Genomic DNA, 18526 nt, shown 5'->3' with positions numbered 1-18526 from the left:
GGCTTCCCCGGCAAGGTCTTCCTGGCTCAACTGCCCTCTGAACGGGGGCAGTTTGGCCCCCGCCCCCACCGAGGCGCGTCGGTCCGGGCGACCAGTCAGGATGCCGGAGTTCTCTGTTCTCATGTGGGAGTCGTCCATGCTTCGATCACCAGGTCGCGCCGAGCCGCACACCCGGGAGCGGCGGCGCCGTTCCGGTCGCCTGCGCAGTCTGCTCGCCGTCGGCGCGCTCACCGCGGCCGCCGTCGTACCACTGACCCTCCTCCAGGAGGGTGTCGCGCAGGCGGCGGGGAACGGGGGTGATGTGACGGCCAACATGTTCATGTGGAACTGGCAGTCCGTCGCCTCGGAATGCACCGACGTCCTCGGCCCCAAGGGGTACGGCGCGGTGCAGGTCTCGCCGCCGCAGGACTCGATCCGGCTCTCCGGAGCCCACCCGTGGTGGGAGATCTACCAGCCGGTCGGCTACGACCTGAACAGCCGCATGGGCAGCGAGGCGCAGTTCGCCTCCATGGTCTCCACCTGCCACGCGGCGGGTGTGAAGGTCTACGCGGACGCCGTCATCAACCACATGTCGGGCGCCGATCAGCCCAGTACGGACTCCTACGGCGGCGACAGCTTCAACGTCGGGTCCCGGACGTACAGCCAAGTGCCCTACAGCTCTGGCGACTTCCACAGCTATCCGGGCAGCTGCCCCACCTCGAACCTGGCCATCAACGACTGGAACAACCAGGCCCAGGTGCAGGAGTGCTTCCTGTCGAACCTGGTCGACCTGAACACCGAGTCCGACGGGGTACGCGGGAAGATCGCCGGCTATCTGAACAAGCTGATCGGCTACGGCGTGGACGGCTTCCGGGTGGACGCCGCCAAGCACATCAACCAGACCGACATGGCGAACATCGAGTCCCGGCTCAACAACACCCAGTGGGGCGGCCGTCCCTACATCCTCCAGGAGATCGCGCTGGGCGGCAGTGGCAATCTGGCGCCCGCCGCTTTCGAGGCCAACGGCAGTGTGATCGGCTTCGACTACGCCAACGCGCTCAAGTCCGCGTTCCAGGGCAGCATCGCGGGGCTGCGGAACCTGGCCACCTCCGGTCTTGAGCCGAGCGCCAAGAACGGCGCCATGGTCACCAACCACGACACCGAGCGCAACGGCAGCACCCTGAACTACAAGAACGGCAGCACGTACACGCTCGCCAACGAGTTCATGCTCGCCTACGGCTACGGAGCGCCGACGGTCTACTCCGGGTTCGCCTTCGACGGCTCGGACGACTCGCCGCCCGCCGCGTCCAACGGAGTGGTCACCGGTACGGACTGCGCGACCACCTGGGTCTGCACCGACCGCACCCGGGGTATCGCCAACATGGTCGGCTGGCACAACGCGGCCAAGGGCGAGTCCGTGGCCAACTGGTGGGACGACGGCAACAACACCGTCGCGTTCAGCCGCGGCCGTACGGCGTGGATCGCCCTCAACAACAGCGGCTCGGCCGTCACCCGGACCTTCACCACGGGACTGGCGGCGGGCACCTACTGCGACATCATCCACGGCGACCTCGCCGGTTCCGGCTCCTGCTCGGGCCCGACCGTGACGGTCGACTCCTCGGGCAACGCGGCGCTGACCGTGGCCGCCCATGACTCCGTCGCGCTGTACGGTGCGGGCGACTCGACCCCGACCGACCCGCCGGCCGGCGGCGTCACGGAGACCTTCCACGAGAGCAAGGCCGTCCCGGCGGGCCAGAAGGTCTATGTCGTCGGCTCCATAGCGGGACTCGGCAGCTGGGACCCCGCTGCCGCCATCGCGCTCACCTCCTCCGACCAGTCGAACTGGACCGGCTCGGTGAGCCTCCCGGCGAACACCTCCTTCGAGTACAAGTACATCGTCAAGGACGCCTCGGGGAACGTCACCTGGGAGCCGGGCAACAACCACACGGCCGGCACCGGGGCCTCCGGCGGCACCCGGAACGACACCTGGGGCAGTCAGTCCTCCGGTGACGGCAGCGGTCAGACCGCCGTGGCCTTCCATGAGAACAAGTCGGTCTCCGGCACCCAGAAGGTGTACGTCGTCGGATCGGTCGCCGCGCTGGGCACCTGGAACACCGGCTCGGCCATCGCGCTGACCTCGTCGAACCAGACCGCGTGGGCGGGTTCGGTCAGCCTGCCGCCGAACACCTCGTTCGAGTACAAGTACATCCTCAAGGACAGCTCCGGAAACGTCACCTGGGAGTCGGGCGGCAATCGCACGGCCAACAGCGGGAGTTCCGGCACCCTCACCCTGAACGACACCTGGAAGTAGCGCGGTCCGCCGCCTCCCCGCGGCCGCTCGCCGAACGGCGGTCTCCGTATCTCCCCGTACGGAGGCCGCCGTTCGGCGAGAAAGTTCCTTGCAGACTCTTTCGCAAGAGATTGCAGCGCTGTTACGGTCCACCAAGTCCGAACGGGCACCACCCTCTTCAAGGAGTCAGGTATGCGACGCGGCATGTCCGCCGTCGCGATGGCCGCTGCCATCGCGCTCGGAGTCACCGCCTGTGGCGGCAGCGACAACGACGGCAAGAGCGACGGAGGTTCGGCAGCCGACCCCGCATCGGTCTCCGGCGCGATCACCTACTGGGACACCTCGGACGCCAAGAACGAGGCCCCGGCCTACCAGGCGCTCATCAAGGCGTTCGAAGCCAAGTACCCGAAGATCAAGGTCACGTACCAGAACGTCGACTTCACCACCGTGGAGCAGCGGTTCAAGGCGGCGGCCCAGAGCGGCAAGGGCGCGCCCGACGTGATCCGTACCGACGTCGGGCTCATCCCCGAGTACGCGTCGCTGCACTACATCGCCCCGCTGGACGGCACCCCCGCGCTCTCGCAGAGCGAGGACTTCGTCGAAGGTCCGCTCGACACGACCAAGTACAACGGGAAGAGCTACGGCGCTCCCTCGGTCACCGACACGCTGGCCCTGCTCTACAACAAGGACATCTTCGCCAAGGCCGGCATCAGCAAGCCGCCGGCCACCTGGGACGAGCTGATCGCCGACTCCAGGACGATCGCGAAGAAGGTCCCCGGCGTCGCCGGCACCTACGTCAACCCCGACTCGTACTTCCTCTTCCCGCTCCTGTTCGGCGAGGGCGCCGACCTCGCCGACCCGGCGGCCAAGAAGATCACCGTCAACTCGCCGCAGGCCGTGGCAGCGGTCACCAAGGCCAAGGAGATCTACGACACCTCGTCGCTGAAGGTCGACTTCGCCAGCGCGTACGACAACATGCAGACCTCGTTCAAGACCGGCAAGGTCGCCATGCTGATCCAGGGCCCCTGGTCCGTCGCCGACGACCTGACCGGATCCGCCTTCAAGGGCAAGGAGTCCAACCTCGGTTACGCGCCCGTCCCCGCCGGTTCGACCGGGAAGGCGCTCGCCCCGACCGGCGGCCACGACCTCGCCGTCTACCAGGGCTCGAAGCACCTCGACGCGTCGTACCTCTTCACGCAGTTCATGACCTCGTCGGCCAGCCAGCAGCAGATCGCGCTGAAGAACGGCACCCTGCCGACCCGCACCTCCGCCTACACCCCCGAGGTGCTGAAGGACCCGGAGATCGCCGGCTTCAAGCCGATCCTCGACACCGCCCGGCCCCGGGTCGCACTGCCGCAGGTCGGCAGTCTGTTCGTGCCGCTCCAGCAGCAGTACATCAAGATCCTGCAGGGGCAGACCCCGGTCAAGGCCGGACTGGACGCGACCGCCAAGCAGTTCGGCAAGCTGCTGCCCGGCTACAGCGTGCAGTAGCCCACCCCCCACGCCGGGCCGGCCGGCCGGGACTCCGTCCGCCACCGGGCGCGCGGGGTCCACGCGCCCGGCCGGCCGGTCCGGTCCACCCCCGTCCGGTCAACACCGGCCACCGACCACGCACATCCGAAAGAGCCGAGGAGCGATGACCACCGCCACCATGGACCAACCCGCCCGGGACGCGGCCCCCGAGCCGCGTGCCCCCCGGCCAGGCCCCGTGACACTGCTCAAACGGTCCTGGGACAAGCACTGGTACGCCTGGGCCATGGTCGCCCCCGTCGTCATCGTGATCGGCGTCCTGGTGCTGTACCCCCTGGGCTACGGGCTCTACCTGTCGTTCACCGACGCCACCGAGGCCAACGTCGCCAAGGACATCGGCGCCTTCCACGCCGAGGCCACCTACCAGTTCGTCGGCCTCGACAACTACTGGAAGATCGTCTCCGGGCAGGACGGCGACTTCTACCCCCGGCTGGAATGGACGGTGATCTGGACGGTCTCCTGCGTCGCGATCACCTACTCCATCGGCCTCGCGATGGCGACCCTGCTCAACCGCCCGGTGAAATTCCGGCTGTTCTACCGGCTGGCGCTGATCCTGCCGTGGGCGGTGCCCGCCTTCGTCGGCGTCTTCGCGTGGCGGCTGATGTTCAACTCGCAGTACGGCGTGTTCAACGACATCATCAACGCGGCCGGACTGCCGTCCCAGGACTGGCTCGGCACCCCCTTCGCGCAGAAGATCGCCGTCATCATGGTGAACGTCTGGTGCGGCGTGCCCTTCATGATGGTGGCCATCCTCGGCGGCCTCCAGGCCATCCCCAACGAGCTGTACGAGGCCGCCGAGATGGACGGCGCCTCACCGCTCCAGCGGTTCCGCGACGTGACCCTGCCGGGTCTGCGCCCGGTCACCGGCACGGTGGTCCTGCTCAGCACCGTCTGGACGTTCAACATGTTCCCGATCATCTATCTGCTGCTCGGCAACAACACCACAGGCGACACCGACATCCTGGTGACCTACGCCTACCAGAAGGCGTTCACCGGAGTGTCCGACTACTCGGGCGCGGCGGCCTACGGCATCGTCATCCTGCTGATCCTCGTTGCCTTCTCCACCTTCTACCGCCGCCAGTTGAAGACGCAGGACTAGGAGCCGGACCACCATGAGCGTCACCACCGAGCGCGGCTTCTCCGCGTCCCGCGCGGCGAGCGGCAAGGCCGTGCGCGGCGCCCGCAGCGGCGCCCGCCGTACCCACCGGCGCAGGGGCGAGCGCAGCCGCCGCGCCTCGATCCTGCTGCACGCCACCCTGCTGGTGGCCAGTGCCACGGCCGTCTTCCCCGTGCTGTGGATCGTCTTCATCTCGCTGGGTCCCGGCACCGCCTGGCAGCAGCCCGGCGAAGTACTCAGCCATCTCGGCCTGGAGAACTACCGGTTCGTGCTGTTCCACAGCCACTTCCCCCGGTGGATGCTCAGCTCGCTGATCGTGGCCGGCTGCACCACCGTGCTCGGTGTGCTGATCGCCGCCAGCGCCGGCTACGCCATCTCCCGGATGCGGTTCCCCGGACACCGCTCGCTGATGTGGACCTTCCTGCTCACCCAGATGTTCCCGGTCGCCGTACTGATCGTGCCGCTGTACAACCTGCTCGCGCGATTCGGTCTCATCGACAGCTACCTGGGGCTGATCCTGGTGTACTGCACCATCTCGGTGCCGTTCTGCGCCTGGATGCTCAAGGGGTACTTCGACACCATCCCGCGCGAGATCGACGAGGCGGGCCGGGTGGACGGCCTCAACCCGTTCGGCACGTTCTGGCGGCTGATCGTGCCGCTCGCCAGGCCGGGCCTCGCCGTCACCGCGTTCTACACCTTCCTCACCGCGTGGGGCGAAGTCGCCTACTCCACCCAGTTCATGGGCGCCAACCACTACACACTGGCGGCCGGCATCCGGACCTTCGCCTCCGACCAGCGCGCCAACTGGGGCGCCATGACGGCGGCTTCCGTCATCATCGCGATACCCGCGGCCGTCGTCTTCCTGCTCGTCCAGCGCCATCTGGTCGCCGGACTCACCGCGGGCGGCGCGAAAGGCTGACCCCGCCGGGCAGCCCCTTCCGCACACACGTCATCCGTCGTTCTCACGTAGTGAAGAGAATCCATGAGCCAGCACCTCACCGACACGCCCAGCTCCGCCGCGACCGCAGCCGCCGCCGAGCGCGCGGACTGGTGGCGCGAAGCGGTCATCTACCAGGTCTACCCGCGCAGTTTCGCCGACAGTGACGGCGACGGCATCGGTGATCTGCCGGGCGTCACCGCCCGGCTGCCGTACCTGCGCGAGCTGGGCGTCGACGCGGTGTGGCTGTCACCGTTCTACGCGTCCCCGCAGGCCGACGCCGGATACGACGTCGCCGACTACCGTGCCGTCGACCCGGTGTTCGGCACCCTGCCCGACGCCGACGACCTGGTACGGACGGCGCACACCCTGGGTCTGCGGGTCATCGTGGACCTGGTGCCCAACCACTGCTCCGACCAGCACGAGTGGTTCAAGCAGGCGCTGCGCGAAGGCGCCGGCTCCCCACTGCGCCGGCGCTTCCACTTCCGCCCAGGACAGGGCGCACACGGCGAACTGCCGCCCAACGACTGGGAGTCCGTCTTCGGCGGCCCCGCCTGGACCAGGACCACTGAACCCGACGGCGCCCCCGGCGAGTGGTACCTCCATCTGTTCGCCCCCGAACAGCCGGACTTCAACTGGGACTGCCCGGCCGTGCACGACGAGTTCCGCTCCGTGCTGCGCTTCTGGCTGGACCTCGGCATCGACGGTTTCCGTGTCGACGTCGCACACGGCCTGGTGAAGGCCCCGGGGCTGCCGGACGTCGGCCACGACGGTCAGGTCGCCCTGCTCGGCACCGACGCCATGCCGTACTTCGACCAGGACGGTGTGCACGAGATCTACCGCAGCTGGCGGCGGATCCTCGACGAGTACCAGGGCGACCGGGTCGCCGTGGCCGAGGCATGGACACCGACCGTCGAGAGGGCCGCGCGCTACCTGCGCCCCGACGAGCTGCACCAGGCGTTCAACTTCTCGTACCTGACGACCCCTTGGGACGCCGCAGCGCTCCGCGACGTCATCGACGACTCGCTGAACGCCATGGGCGCGGTGGGCGCGCCCGCCACCTGGGTGCTCTCGAACCACGACGTCACCCGGCACGCCACCCGGCTGGCCCACCCCGTACCGTCCCTCCGCCGCGGCGAGCCCGCCCCCACCCAGCTGCGCGAGGCGGGCGACCGCGAACTGGGGCTGCGCAGGGCCCGCGCGGCGACGCTGCTGATGCTGGCGCTGCCCGGCTCGGCCTACGTCTACCAGGGTGAGGAGTTGGGTCTGCCCGACGTCACGGACCTGCCCGACGAGGTGCGGCAGGATCCGTCGTTCTTCCGCGCGGCGGGCCAGGACGGCTTCCGTGACGGCTGCCGGGTGCCGGTCCCGTGGACCAGGGACGGCGGCTCGTACGGCTTCGGCGCGGGCGGCAGTTGGCTGCCGCAGCCCGACTCCTGGGCCGGACTGTCCGTCGAGGCACAGACCGGCGACCCCGATTCCACACTTGAGCTGTACCGCGCCGCGCTGGCCGTACGCCGGGCGCACCCGGCGCTCGGCGCGGGCTCCTCGGTGACCTGGCTGGAAGCCCCGGACGGTGTGCTCGCCTTCCGCCGCGACCCCGCCGGCACCCCGGTCACCGCCGACGGTGCGGGGGGAGCCGTGGTGTGCACGGTCAATCTGACCGGAGCGCCGATCACCCTGCCACGTCCGGGTCGTATGCTGGTCGCGAGCAGCACGGCAACGGCAACCGACGCCGCGTCGCACACGGCGGCGGTTGATGGAGGTTCGTCCATGGAGATCAAGATCCCCGCTGACACGGCCATCTGGTGGGCGATCTGACGTGATGGCATTCCGTCCCTCCGCAGGCACCGGAACCGCGCGCCTCGCCGACATCGCGGTGCAGGCCGGAGTGAGCGAAGCGACGGTCAGCCGGGTGCTCAACGGCAAGCCCGGCGTCTCCGCCACCACACGCGAGTCCGTACTGGCCGCTCTGGACCTGCTGGGTTACGAGCGGCCGGTACGGCTGCGGCAACGCAGCGCCGGGCTGATCGGGCTGATCACGCCCGAGCTGGAGAACCCGATCTTCCCCGCCTTCGCGCAGATCATCGGGCAGGCGCTCACCAGGCAGGGATACACCCCGGTGCTCGCCACCCAGACGCCGGGCGGCTCGACCGAGGACGAACTGGTCGAGATGCTGGTGGAGCGCGGGGTGGACGGATTCATCTTCGTCTCGGGGCTGCACGCCGACTCCACGGCCGACACGGAGCGCTACGCCCGGCTCGAAGGGCAGGGCGTGCCCTTCGTCCTCATCAACGGCTTCTCCGAGAAGATCAACGCGCCGTTCATCTCGCCCGACGACCGCGGTGCGATGCGGCTCGCCGTCACCCACCTCGCGTCGCTGGGACACCGCAAGATCGGTCTCGCGGTGGGACAGAAACGTTTTGTACCCGTCCTGCGCAAGATCGAGGGGTTCACGGCCGCGATGGCGGACGTGCTCGGGCTGACCGACGCGGAGGCGCAGGCGCTGATCCAGCACTCCCTGTACACGCTGGAGGGCGGCCAGGCCGCAGCCACCGCGCTGATCGACGCCGGCTGTACGGCGGTGGTGTGCGCCTCCGACATGATGGCGCTCGGCGCGATCAGGGCCGCCCGCCAGCAGCGGCTGCGGGTGCCGGAGGACGTGTCGGTGGTCGGCTTCGACGACTCGCCGCTGATCGCCTTCACCGACCCGCCGCTGACCACCATCCGGCAGCCGGTGGCCGCGATGAGCCAGGCCGCCGTGCACGCGCTGCTGGAGGAGGTCGGCGGAACGCCCACCCCGCACAGCGAGTTCATCTTCCTGCCGGAACTGGTCGTCCGCGGCTCGACGGCGGCGGGTCCCACCGCCCCCTGATCCCGATCCGCGCGCCGGACGGTGTTCTGTGCACGACCAATGAACGGGAGGTGCGGCGCGGAAGGCTCACCGGGCAGCGCCGAACCGGCTCATTTCCGCGCGACGTACACGGTGTTGGTCGAGGTACCGCCCTGCAGCGGGTTGTCGAACTCGACCACATGCGCCCGGGCTTCGGCGAAGACCTCGCCGAGCAGCGCGGTGAACGGGTCGTCGGGCGGATCGTTCGACCACAGGGCGAACACGCCGTCGGGCCTGAGCCGTTCACCGAGCGTGCGCAGCCCCGCGGCCGTGTAGAGAGCCGCGTGGCTGGGGTGCAGTACATGGCGCGGTGAGTGGTCCACGTCCAGCAGGATCGCGTCGAAGAGCCGGCCCGGGGCCAGCGGGTCCAGACCCGTCGCGTCGCCGGTCATCGCGAAGAAGTCGCCCCTGACCAGCCGGCAGCGCGGGTCGGTCGCCAACCCGGCGCCGAGCGGCACCAGTCCGCGCTCGTGCCACTCGATCACCTCGGCGAGCGCGTCGACCACGATCAGGGACGCGACGCGCGGGTCCTCCAGCGCCGCCCGTGCGGTGTACCCGAGGCCGAGTCCGCCGACCACGACGTCGAGCCGGCCGGCCGGCGCCTGCGCGAGGCCGAGCCGGGTCAGGGCGATCTCACCGGCGGTGAAGAGGCTCGACATGAGGAACTCGTCGCCGAGCTTCACCTCGTACACGTCGTCGCCCGACACCGGCTCCCTGCGGCGGCGCAGACTGATGTCACCCATCGGGGTCGGCCGCCAGTCGATCTCCTCGAAACGCGCGCTCATGCAGTTCCTTCTCCGTGCGGAATCATGGCCTGGAGCCTATGCCCCCGACCGTCAGGAACCCGCACGATGAAGAGCGAGCACGAATTCTTCCCCGCGGACGCGCTGCCGTGGTCCGACGGGCCGCAGGCCGGGACCGCGGAGAAGATCCTCAGCAGGGACGAGAGCGACCCGGACGTACTGACCCGGCTGGTCCGCTGGGAAGCGGGCCTCGACACCTCGGCCGCCGGGGTGATCCGGCACGAGTGGGTCGAGGAGGTCTATCTGCTCCAGGGCGAGCTGCACGACCTGACCCTCGGCCGGACGTTCCGCGCCGGTGAGTACGCCGCGCGGCCGCCCGGGATGGAGCACGGCCCGTACCGTACGGCCGGCGGCTGCGTGATGCTGGAGATCCGCTACCGCAGTGCGGCCGCGAAGCTGCGTCCGTAGGCGTGCCGGGTGGTGACGTCCAGCCGGGTGCCGCCGGGGACCCGGCTGACCCGGACACCGTCGTCCGCCGACGTCGCGCGCATCGTCCGGCCGTGCAGGACGACCGTCACCGTGTCCCGCTCCGTCGTAGGGTCGCTGACGGCGACCGACGTACCGCCGTGGCGCGTCTCGCGCAGCAGTACCGACGCAGGTCCCTCGACGGACAGCTGGGCCGCCCGATGGATGCCCGGCGCGAAGACGTTGGCGGCGACGATGCCGAGCCGCCGGTGCGAAACGGCCTGGATCCGGGTGCTGTTGGCCAGGACCGACAGCGGACCCCGGGCGTACATGGCCAGTTGCCGCTCGGCGGCGCCGGGGACCAGAGCGTACGCCAGCGAGGCGGGAGCGGCGCCGGCCGGGCGGCCGGCGGTGAGCGAGAAGACCGCTTTGGTGACCGTGGTGTCGGGGTTGGCCGTCCGTACGGCGCGGCGGCTGCGGCTGACCGTGTCGAGCGCGACCGTGACCGGGGTCCTGCCGAGGAAGACGTAGCCGACCGCGACGGCCTCGCTGTCGTTCGCGTAGCGCAGCCAGGCCGGCTCGGCGGTGCCCGCGCCGGACCACGCGGCGCCGTCGCGCAGCCGCCCGGTGACCCGGACCCGATCGGCGGGTCCGGCGATCCGCGCGTCGACGGTCGTGGTGAGCGCGCGGCCCGCCGCGTCGCCGACTCCGGCGGCGAGCACGGCTATCTCGTCGTCGAGCATGAACCACGACTTCGTGGCGGACGCGTTGCGGTACGCCACGAAGTCGTCGGGGAGTTCACCGGCCTGCCGGGCGGCGTACGCGACGTCGTCCGACTGGACGAACCCGGCGACCCCGTACGCACCGAGCCGCGCGCCGCCGGAGAACACGTTGGTGGCGCGGGGGAAGTAGACGTACGTGTTCTGCGACTCGGACGACGAGGTGAAGCCGCGCTCCGGGTTGTCGTACCAGGCGGTGCCGTACAGCTCGGGGACGCTCCCGCGCGTCTCCACCGGCGCCGTGACGCCCGCGAGGCCGTACGGCGACACGGCGGTGAAGTAGTCCACGCCGTACGCGCGGGTCTGGTCCTGGCCCGCGAGGTACAGGTAGTGCGCGCCGTCCCCCTGGAACCACGGCAGCAGATTCTCGCCGCTCATGTACTCGTACCCGCTGATCCGGGTGGAGCTGCGGGCCAGCGCGAAGGCGTACCCGGGCCGCCGGTGCACGGTCCTGTCCATCGCGTTGAACGCGGCATGGTGCGCCGCGGGGTTGAGGTCTGCGGCCGGGAGGGCGGGGTCGGCGATGATGTCGGCGTAGCGGGCGACACTCACGGGGGAGACGAACGCCGACGGGTCGAGCGTGGCTTTCGACGTCTGCCGCAGGTACGTGACGTAGCCGCCCAGCGCGGCGGCGTCGGCGGCCGTGACATGCCCGCAGAGTCCCACGACCGCCTCGACGACGGCTGCGGCGTCCGCGTATCCGGTGGTGGTGCGGGAGACCGCGCGGCCCTTGACGGGCTCCATCATCCAGCCCTCGAAGATCAGCGGGGCGAATCCCTCGGTGATCCACCGCCGCACCGCACCGACGAGATCGTCCCCCGGCACGAAGCTTGTCCCGTCGAGGATCTGTACGGTCTGCACGATCCGGGTGAGCAGGCCCGTGCCGTAGGAGCCGGTGTAGGCGACGGACGCGTGCTGGACGAACGAGCCGTCCGCGTAGAAGCCGTCGCTCACGCCGTGCAGCGGACGGTACGGGTCGACGGTCGCGAAGACGGTCAGCTGGTCGGAAACGGCCTTGGTGATACGGGCGCTGTCGCCGACGACGGCGCCCTGGAGAACGCGGTTCGTGGTGATGTCGGCCAGATTGGCGCCGGTGTGGAAACGCGAGTCGAGATCGACGTCGCCGTTCGTGCCGCTGCGCAGATAGGCGTCCATCGCCGCGACGTACTGGGCGGTCAACTCGGGGCGGTACGCGGCGATCGGATCCCCGAGCAGGACGAGTGTCCTGCTGACGTGGGACGAGATCCCGATCTCCCAGTTGAACCAGTTGCCGTAGTAGCCCTTCGACTGGTCGCCGTACCAGGAGTCGTAGAGCGTGACCAGGCCGTCGATCACCCGCCGTTGGACGGCTGCGTCACCGTGCAGGTCCGAGGCGGGGCCGCCGGGTGTCCGGGTGGCGAGCGCGATCTCGTAGAGGTACTGGAACGAGGTCGTGAGGTTCGGGTCGCTGGCGCCGAGCGGCAGTCCGGCGAACAGCTCGCCGGGACCCGCCGAGTCCAGCGCTGCGAGCCGGCTCCGGGCCGTCGTGTCCACGGCCCGGAGCTTCGCGACGACCTCCGGCCGCGCGTTGGAGGTGTCCGTACCGGCGAAGATCGCCAGGGTGTTGGCGATCAGCGCCGCCCGGTCGGCGGCCGGGTCGTCGCCGACCGCGAGCGGGCGGTCCGCCGCCCGGCCCCGCGGCGGCCGTACCCCGGCGAGGAGGACCGCTGCGGGGACCGACGACACCAGGGCACGACGCGAGATCTGCACGGCGGGGACTCCCAGCGGATGACGGAAAGCGCTTGCGGCATTCAAGCAACCGTCCCGGCGGGTGTCACTACATACGGCACAACTGGGTCTCGGTGCCCGTCTGTTCGACTTCTCGCCCGTCGCTCCGGCCGGCCGTTCCGAGATCCCCGTCCGGTTCCCGGGCGCCGTCTTCCCGGGCGCCGTCCGCCACCTGGTCCCCGCCCGGGTGCCGGGCGGCCACGGCGCGCTCCGACGTGGGACGCGCCGCCGCGAGCCGGGCGCGGTGCAGCAGCGCGACCGCCACGGTCGTGGCCACCACGAGCACGGCCAGGGCGGCGACGACCCAGTGGAAGGCGCTCGCGTACGCGCCCGCCTCTCCGGTGTGTCCTGCCGCCGTCGCCCGCGCGACGTCGCTGTCCGGGATCGACCGGCCGATGAGCCAGGCCAGGACGGCCGCGTACAGACCGACGAAGACCGCCTCGCTGCCGACCCGGACGAAGTTGAGCACGCCCGCCGCTGTGCCGCTGCTGCGGGCGGGCACGGTCGCCAGTGCCTCGCCGTCGACCAGGCCGAGCGGCAGCCCGAAGCCGAATCCGACGAGCAGCATCGGTACGACGAGCCAGCCGAGCGAGGTGCCGGGGGAGAGCAGCAGCATGCCCAGCATCCCGAGGATGAGGCTGACGAGTGCTGCGTAGATGACGGTCATCGACGTGACCCGGCGGAACCGCGTGGTCAGGCGCGCCGCGAGGATCGGGCCGAGCAGTACCGGCACGGTCATCGGCAGCATGAAGAGCCCGGCGGCGCCCGCCGAGAGCGAGGCGATGCCGCTGAGCGCCACCGGCAGGTACGTCAGCAGGGTCACGTAGCCGAGCGCGCCGGCCACGGGGACGAGCGTCAGCGCCAGGAAGGCCGGGTTGCGCAGCAGCGAGAAGTCGACGACCTTCCGGTCCGGATCCTGCTCGGGCCGGATGTGCGGCAGGACGACGCCGGCCGCCAGCGCGACCACCAGGACCAGCGCGTGCCCCGCGAACACCCCGCGCCAGCTGATCAGCGCGATGAGCGCGCCCGAGATCGTCGGACCGAGGGCGAGCCCGAGCCCGATCACGGTGCCGAAGACCGCGAAGACCCGGCCGCGCGCCGCTCCGCCGTAGGCGTTGGACAGGATCGCGGTGCCGCCGGTGAGGACGGCCGCGCTGCCCACCCCCGCCACGAGCCGCGCCAGGTCGAGGACCAGCAGGTTCGGGGCGAGCGCGCTCCCGACGACCGACACGAGGACGAGCGCCGAGCCGAGCCGGAAGGTGTTGCGGTAGCCGAGCCGGTCGGAGGCCACTCCCCAGACCAGGGTGAAGACGGCGAAGGTGATGTTGAACCCGTTGACGATCCACTGGAGCAGGGTGGGGGAGTCCCCGAGATCGTCGGCGATACGGGGAAGCGCGATCGCCGTGCCCGAGATCCCCATGGGGATGACGAACACCGCGAGGAGAATGACGGGCAGCAGCAGCCGGGACGGCCGCTGCGTCTGCCCGGCCCCCGCGGACGGGGCTTCGACCTGGGCTGTCATCGGACGGCTCCTTTTAGGTACGATGGTCGTGGTACCCGCGAAGTAGAGCAGAAAGAAAGGTACGATGCAAGCCGTACCTTCAAAGGAGATGGTCATGGCCGACGAATTCGGACACCCCGCCACCGAGGAGATGGACCTCGGCAAGGTCATGGGGGCGCTGGCCGACCCGCTGCGCCGGCGGGTCGTGACCGAACTGCTCGAACTGCCGGACGGCGCCGAGCGCACCTGCGCCTCGTTCAACCTTCCGGTGTCGAAGTCGACCTGCACCCATCACTTCCGCGTGCTGCGCGAATCCGGCCTGATCAAGGACCCCGACTACGGCAACCGCCGTGGCGTGATGCTCAGGCGGGCCGAGCTGGAGCAGCGCTTCCCCGGCCTCCTCGGCGTCCTGACGCACGACGCGCGGCAGGACGCCGTCGCCAAGGGATGACCTTCACGCGAGGGGCGGCCTTCAGGGGATGACCTTGCGCTTGCGGAACTCGGCGAAGATGTCCAGGAACATCCGCTCGGTCTCGACGTACTCATGGAACCCGGCCCGCCGGATCTTCGAGCTGTCGGCGAACATGTCGTAGTCGAGGCCGAAGACGAAGTCCCCGAAGGCCCAGCTCGACACCTCGTCGTAGCTCGCCGTCAGGCCGTACGTGGCCGCCATCTCGTTCCACAGCGGTTCCTTGTCGGCCATCACGGTCGCGAGCGACATCGGCAGCGGCGGCGCGACGTCGAGGTCGAAGAACGCCGCGAGCTTGGGCCACAGCTCGCTCCACCGGAACAGATCGCCGTTGGCGACGTTGAACGCCTGTCCCGCGCCCTGTTCGTCGGTGGCGGCCCAGACGGTGGCCTTCGCCAGCAGGCCGGAGTCGGTCATCTCCAGCAGGCTGTCGTAGGCGCCCGGCTTCCCCGGGAAGCGCAGCGGCAGCCCCAGCTCCTTCGAGATCGCCGCGTACGCCGCGATGACCAGCGCCAGATTCATCGGGTTGCCGAGCGCGGCGCCGCCCACCATCGAGGGCCGGAGGGCCGACCAGCTCCAGGACGTGCCGCGCTGCCGCTCTTCGAGGAACGCCTGCTGGTCCACGTTGAACTCCGGCGGCATGTGCCCGGCGTCCGACTCACGGGCCGGGGTCTTGAACGGGCCGAGATGGGCGCCGTAGACCTTGTAGCCCTGCATCAGACTGATGTGGCGCAGCCGGGGCGCGACCGGCTCGACCGCGTCCACGGTGTTGACCAGCATGGCGAGATTGGGCGGCACCAGTTCGGCCCAGCTCGGCCGGTCCTGGAAGGCCGCGTAGAAGATGTGCGTGACGTCGGTCAGGCCGCCCAGCTTGCGCCGGGTGTCCTCGGCGTCGAGGAGGTCGGCGGCGACGTACCGGAGGCGGCCGCCGTCGGTGCCGCCGCGCCGCGACACCCCGACGACGTCCCAGTCGTCCCGGCCGCGCAGATGCTCGACGAGGTCGCGCCCGACGACCCCGTTCGCGCCGATGACAAGGGCGACCTGCCGGTCGGCCGTCTGGTCTGTGGTCATGATGTGCCCATACCCGTCTCGAAGGCGTCACGCTTCTCGTAGGTATGAAGGGAATCACACCTCAAGGTACGGTGCAAGTCGTACCTTGGGGCCGCAGGCCGCCCACGACCGGGACGGGTCACTTCAGGGCATCACGTGGTGTCGGAGAGCCACGGCCGGATCTGCCGGCGCGCGTGGTGCAGCCGCGACTTGACCGTACCCAGCGGGATACCCATCCGCTCCACGATCTCGGCGTATTCGAGCTGACAGATGTCCCGGTAGACCAGCGGCGCCACCAGATGGGGGCTCTCCCGCTCCAGCCGGTCCAGCGCCTCCAGCAGGTCGAGCCGCGAACCCGCTATCACGCTGGTCGTGCGAGGATCCACCCGCACGGCCTCCTCGCCGCTCAACGGCCGCTCGTCGGCCCGGCGTTTGAGCTCCCGGTACTTCTGCCGGGCGCAGTTCGCGACGACCGTGTACAGCCACGTGCTGAACCGGCTGCGGCCCTCGAAACCGCGGATGTTCCGCGACACCTGGAGCAGCGCGTCCTGCGCGGCCTCCTCGGCGTCTTCCCTGTACAGCAGAAAACGCGCGCAGCGCCGGACGACTTCCGGCCGGATCGCCTGCAGCAGCTGTTCCAGCGCGCGCTCGTCACCGGACGCGGCCTGCGCCGCGAGTGCTTCGGTCTCGGGAGGATAGGTCACGGTGCCTGCACCGGCTGGGAGATCACCCAGGCATCATAAACACATGCCTTCACCTGAGATGATCGGCCGCTACCGGATCGAGCGGCGCCTGGGCGCAGGGGCCTTCGGCGTCGTCTGGCTGGCCCACGACGACCGGCTCGACGCGCCCGTCGCGATCAAAGTGATGGCAGAGAACTGGTCGTACCGGATGGACATCCGCGAACGGTTCCTCTCCGAGGCGCGACTGCTGCGCCGCGCCACCTCCGGCGGGGTGGTCCAGGTCTTCGACATCGGCGAACTCTCCGACGACCGGCCGTACTTCGTGATGGAGTACGCCGACGGCGGCACCCTGGAGGACCGGCTCACCGCAGGTCCCCTGCCGATACCGGAAGCGCTGCGCCTCACCGCGCAGGCCGCACGCGGCGCCGCCACCCTGCACGAGGCGGGCATCCTCCACCGCGACATCAAACCCTCGAACGTCCTCCTCGCGGGCGGGGCAGAAGGGCAGCAGCGGGTGCTGCTCGCCGACCTCGGTCTGGCCAAGAACCTGGCCCAGGCGTCCGGGCTCACCGTCATCGCCGGCTCCACCGGCTACATGGCACCCGAGCTGACGGACCCGGTCGACGGCATCGACGCGCGCGCGGACGTCTACAGTCTCGGCGCCCTGCTCTACCACCTGCTCACCGGTACGACGCCGGCGCCGCCCGGCAAGAACCTGCGCCCCGACGAGCTGCGCCCCGGGGTGCCGCGCGACGTACAGCGCGCTGTCCTGCGGGCCATGGAGCCGGACCGGGAGCGGCGCCGGCCGACCGCGAAGGCGTTCGCCGACGAGCTGGACCGGCTGGCCGGCGACGCCCCGGAACAGGCGCCCGCCCGCACGAAGCGCCGGATCCGCCGGCCGTACGTGATCACCGCCGTCGCCCTCGCCGCCGCGGTCGCGCTCGGCGCTGTCCTCACCGTCAGAGCGCTGGACGGTCCCACGGCGCCGTCCAGGGAGCGGGTCCACGACGCCACCGGACGGATCAGCGTGGCCGTCCCCGCCGGCTGGGCCGGACAGCTCATCGGCGCGGGCTGGGCGCCGGCCTCGCTCGGCCTGAAGGACCAGCGGCAGCCGGGGCTGACGGTCGCGCACGACGCCCGGCACTGGACGGACCTCTCCGCCGACGTCAGCGGCGTCTTCGTCGGCCTCAGCACGGACCCCGCGCTGCCCGCGCGGGTGAAGGCCATCGGGCACCGTGACTGCGCGTACCGGGGCAGCCGCGCGTACGAGGACAAGTCCTGGCGCGGTCAGGTGCGTACCTGGTCCTCCTGCGGGACACCAGGAAAGTCACTGGAAGAGATCGCCCTCGCCCCGGTGGCGGGAGATCAGCCGCAGGTCTACATGCAGATCAGGTCCGCCGACGGCACCGACGACGCCGGCAGCACCGACCGGATTCTGCGGGAGCTGCGCGTGACCGGGTGATCGTCGTGAACTTTTCCAGCCGGCCGGGCATCGAAGTGGTTGTACGGCTTGTGGCGGTCGCACAGCCGGCGTGAAGAAGGGAACGGGATCGGCATGACGAAGCACCAGGACGTGAACGACAGCGGAACCGGGCGGCACGCGGGCGGGCACCGCGCCCTCGCCGCGGGCGGCGCGGGGCTGCTCGCCGCCGCCGCGCTGCTGACCGGGTGCGGTACGGAAGGGTCGGGGTCCGCCGCGGCCCCCGAGTCCGTCTCGGGGCCCGCGACACCCGCGAGCGGCGACGCGTCGAGCGCGGCGCCGACGCCGACGGCCGGAGAGAGCACGGACCCCGGCAGCGCGCCGCCGTCCGCCTCGCACAGTTCGGGCACGCACTCCACGCCGCCGAGCAAGGACGCCGCGACGCCCGCTGCCCCGGCTGCGAGCAGCCGCTGCCACACCTCGGAGCTGTCGGCCTCGGTCGGCCCCAACGACCCGGGCGCGGGCCAGGAGAACTTCGCCCTGGTCCTCACCAACCGCTCGGGCCGCACCTGCACCGTGCACGGCTTTCCCGGCCTGGCGTTCGTCAACAGCGCGGGCAAGCAGGTGTCGGGGAATCCGGTACGCACCGGCTCGTCGACCGCGGCGGTGCGCCTGGCACCCGGGCACAGCGCCTGGGCGCCGCTGAGCTTCACCAACCCGGGCGTCACCGGCGCCTCCACGGTGACACCGGCCGCCGTGCGGCTCACACCGCCCGACGAGACCGCGTCGATCAAGGTCACCTGGTCCGGCGGCCCCGTGCCCAACCCGCAGAAGAACTCCGTCCCCAAGGTCGGTGCGTTCAACCCCGGCACCGCACCCTGAAGGTGCCTGTCCCAGCGAAGG

General features: G+C 70.5%; 15 protein-coding genes. 10 read left to right on the top strand and 5 right to left on the bottom strand.

Annotated elements, in window-relative coordinates; translation table 11 throughout:
• Positions 1-136: 136 nt before the first annotated feature.
• The 6 genes from OHS57_RS03415 to OHS57_RS03390 all read left to right on the top strand — a co-directional run bounded on the left by OHS57_RS03415 (position 137) and on the right by OHS57_RS03390 (position 8728).
• Positions 137-2290, top strand: coding sequence for a carbohydrate-binding module family 20 domain-containing protein (locus OHS57_RS03415; RefSeq protein WP_328580957.1), 2154 nt, complete (start codon positions 137-139; stop codon positions 2288-2290).
• Between the two features lie 171 nt (positions 2291-2461).
• Positions 2462-3760 carry an extracellular solute-binding protein gene (locus tag OHS57_RS03410; RefSeq protein WP_041998729.1) on the top strand — a complete coding sequence of 433 codons (1299 nt, stop codon included), beginning with the start codon at positions 2462-2464 and terminating at the stop codon, positions 3758-3760.
• A gap of 145 nt (positions 3761-3905) precedes the next feature.
• A complete protein-coding gene (locus tag OHS57_RS03405; protein ID WP_041998732.1) occupies positions 3906-4898 on the top strand; it encodes a carbohydrate ABC transporter permease in 993 nt (330 codons plus the stop codon).
• Between the two features lie 13 nt (positions 4899-4911).
• Positions 4912-5835, top strand: a complete 924-nt coding sequence (locus OHS57_RS03400) for a sugar ABC transporter permease (protein ID WP_041998735.1) — start codon at positions 4912-4914, stop codon at positions 5833-5835.
• 63 nt (positions 5836-5898) lie between these two features.
• Positions 5899-7674 (top strand): glycoside hydrolase family 13 protein, encoded by a 1776-nt coding sequence (locus tag OHS57_RS03395; RefSeq protein ID WP_328580956.1) that lies wholly within the window; start codon positions 5899-5901, stop codon positions 7672-7674.
• A 4-nt stretch (positions 7675-7678) separates the two neighbouring features.
• Entirely contained in the window at positions 7679-8728 is a 1050-nt protein-coding gene (locus tag OHS57_RS03390) for a LacI family DNA-binding transcriptional regulator (protein ID WP_328580955.1), read from the top strand.
• Between the two features lie 89 nt (positions 8729-8817).
• Here the strand turns inward: OHS57_RS03390 and OHS57_RS03385 are convergent, their stop codons facing one another.
• The gene (locus tag OHS57_RS03385) at positions 8818-9531 is read right to left on the bottom strand and encodes a spermidine synthase (RefSeq protein ID WP_041998744.1); all 714 of its coding nucleotides are present in this window, start codon (positions 9529-9531) and stop codon (positions 8818-8820) included.
• A 66-nt stretch (positions 9532-9597) separates the two neighbouring features.
• On the opposite strand from OHS57_RS03385, the gene OHS57_RS03380 reads away from it, so the two are divergent.
• The gene (locus tag OHS57_RS03380) at positions 9598-9957 is read left to right on the top strand and encodes a cupin domain-containing protein (RefSeq protein WP_328580954.1); all 360 of its coding nucleotides are present in this window, start codon (positions 9598-9600) and stop codon (positions 9955-9957) included.
• On the opposite strand, the gene OHS57_RS03375 is transcribed toward OHS57_RS03380, so the two are convergent.
• Together OHS57_RS03375 and OHS57_RS03370 are read right to left on the bottom strand one after the other, a co-directional pair.
• Positions 9924-12482, bottom strand: a complete 2559-nt coding sequence (locus tag OHS57_RS03375; protein ID WP_328580953.1) for a polysaccharide lyase family 8 super-sandwich domain-containing protein — start codon at positions 12480-12482, stop codon at positions 9924-9926. The two genes, OHS57_RS03380 and OHS57_RS03375, sit on opposite strands and share 34 nt — an antisense overlap.
• Positions 12483-12549: 67 nt before the next feature.
• On the bottom strand, positions 12550-14022 hold the full coding sequence (locus tag OHS57_RS03370) for an MFS transporter (RefSeq protein WP_328580952.1): 1473 nt from the start codon (positions 14020-14022) through the stop codon (positions 12550-12552).
• Positions 14023-14116: 94 nt separating this feature from the next.
• Here OHS57_RS03370 and OHS57_RS03365 point away from each other — a divergent pair, with 94 nt between their 5' ends.
• Positions 14117-14452 carry an ArsR/SmtB family transcription factor gene (locus OHS57_RS03365; protein ID WP_328580951.1) on the top strand — a complete coding sequence of 112 codons (336 nt, stop codon included), beginning with the start codon at positions 14117-14119 and terminating at the stop codon, positions 14450-14452.
• 21 nt (positions 14453-14473) lie between these two features.
• On the opposite strand, the gene OHS57_RS03360 is transcribed toward OHS57_RS03365, so the two are convergent.
• The gene (locus OHS57_RS03360) at positions 14474-15541 is read right to left on the bottom strand and encodes an SDR family oxidoreductase (RefSeq protein WP_328580950.1); all 1068 of its coding nucleotides are present in this window, start codon (positions 15539-15541) and stop codon (positions 14474-14476) included.
• A gap of 131 nt (positions 15542-15672) precedes the next feature.
• The gene (locus OHS57_RS03355; RefSeq protein WP_041998760.1) at positions 15673-16224 is read right to left on the bottom strand and encodes an RNA polymerase sigma factor; all 552 of its coding nucleotides are present in this window, start codon (positions 16222-16224) and stop codon (positions 15673-15675) included.
• A gap of 43 nt (positions 16225-16267) precedes the next feature.
• Here OHS57_RS03355 and OHS57_RS03350 point away from each other — a divergent pair, with 43 nt between their 5' ends.
• Both OHS57_RS03350 and OHS57_RS03345 read left to right on the top strand, forming a co-directional pair.
• Positions 16268-17665 carry a serine/threonine-protein kinase gene (locus tag OHS57_RS03350; protein ID WP_328580949.1) on the top strand — a complete coding sequence of 466 codons (1398 nt, stop codon included), beginning with the start codon at positions 16268-16270 and terminating at the stop codon, positions 17663-17665.
• A 93-nt stretch (positions 17666-17758) separates the two neighbouring features.
• Complete coding sequence (locus OHS57_RS03345) at positions 17759-18505, top strand: DUF4232 domain-containing protein (RefSeq protein ID WP_328580948.1); 747 nt, start codon at positions 17759-17761, stop codon at positions 18503-18505.
• Positions 18506-18526: the final 21 nt, after the last annotated feature.

Origin of the sequence: Streptomyces sp. NBC_00370, from assembly GCF_036084755.1 — a bacterium.
In the GTDB taxonomy this organism is placed as follows: domain Bacteria; phylum Actinomycetota; class Actinomycetes; order Streptomycetales; family Streptomycetaceae; genus Streptomyces.
This window is presented reverse-complemented; position numbering and strand designations above follow the sequence as displayed.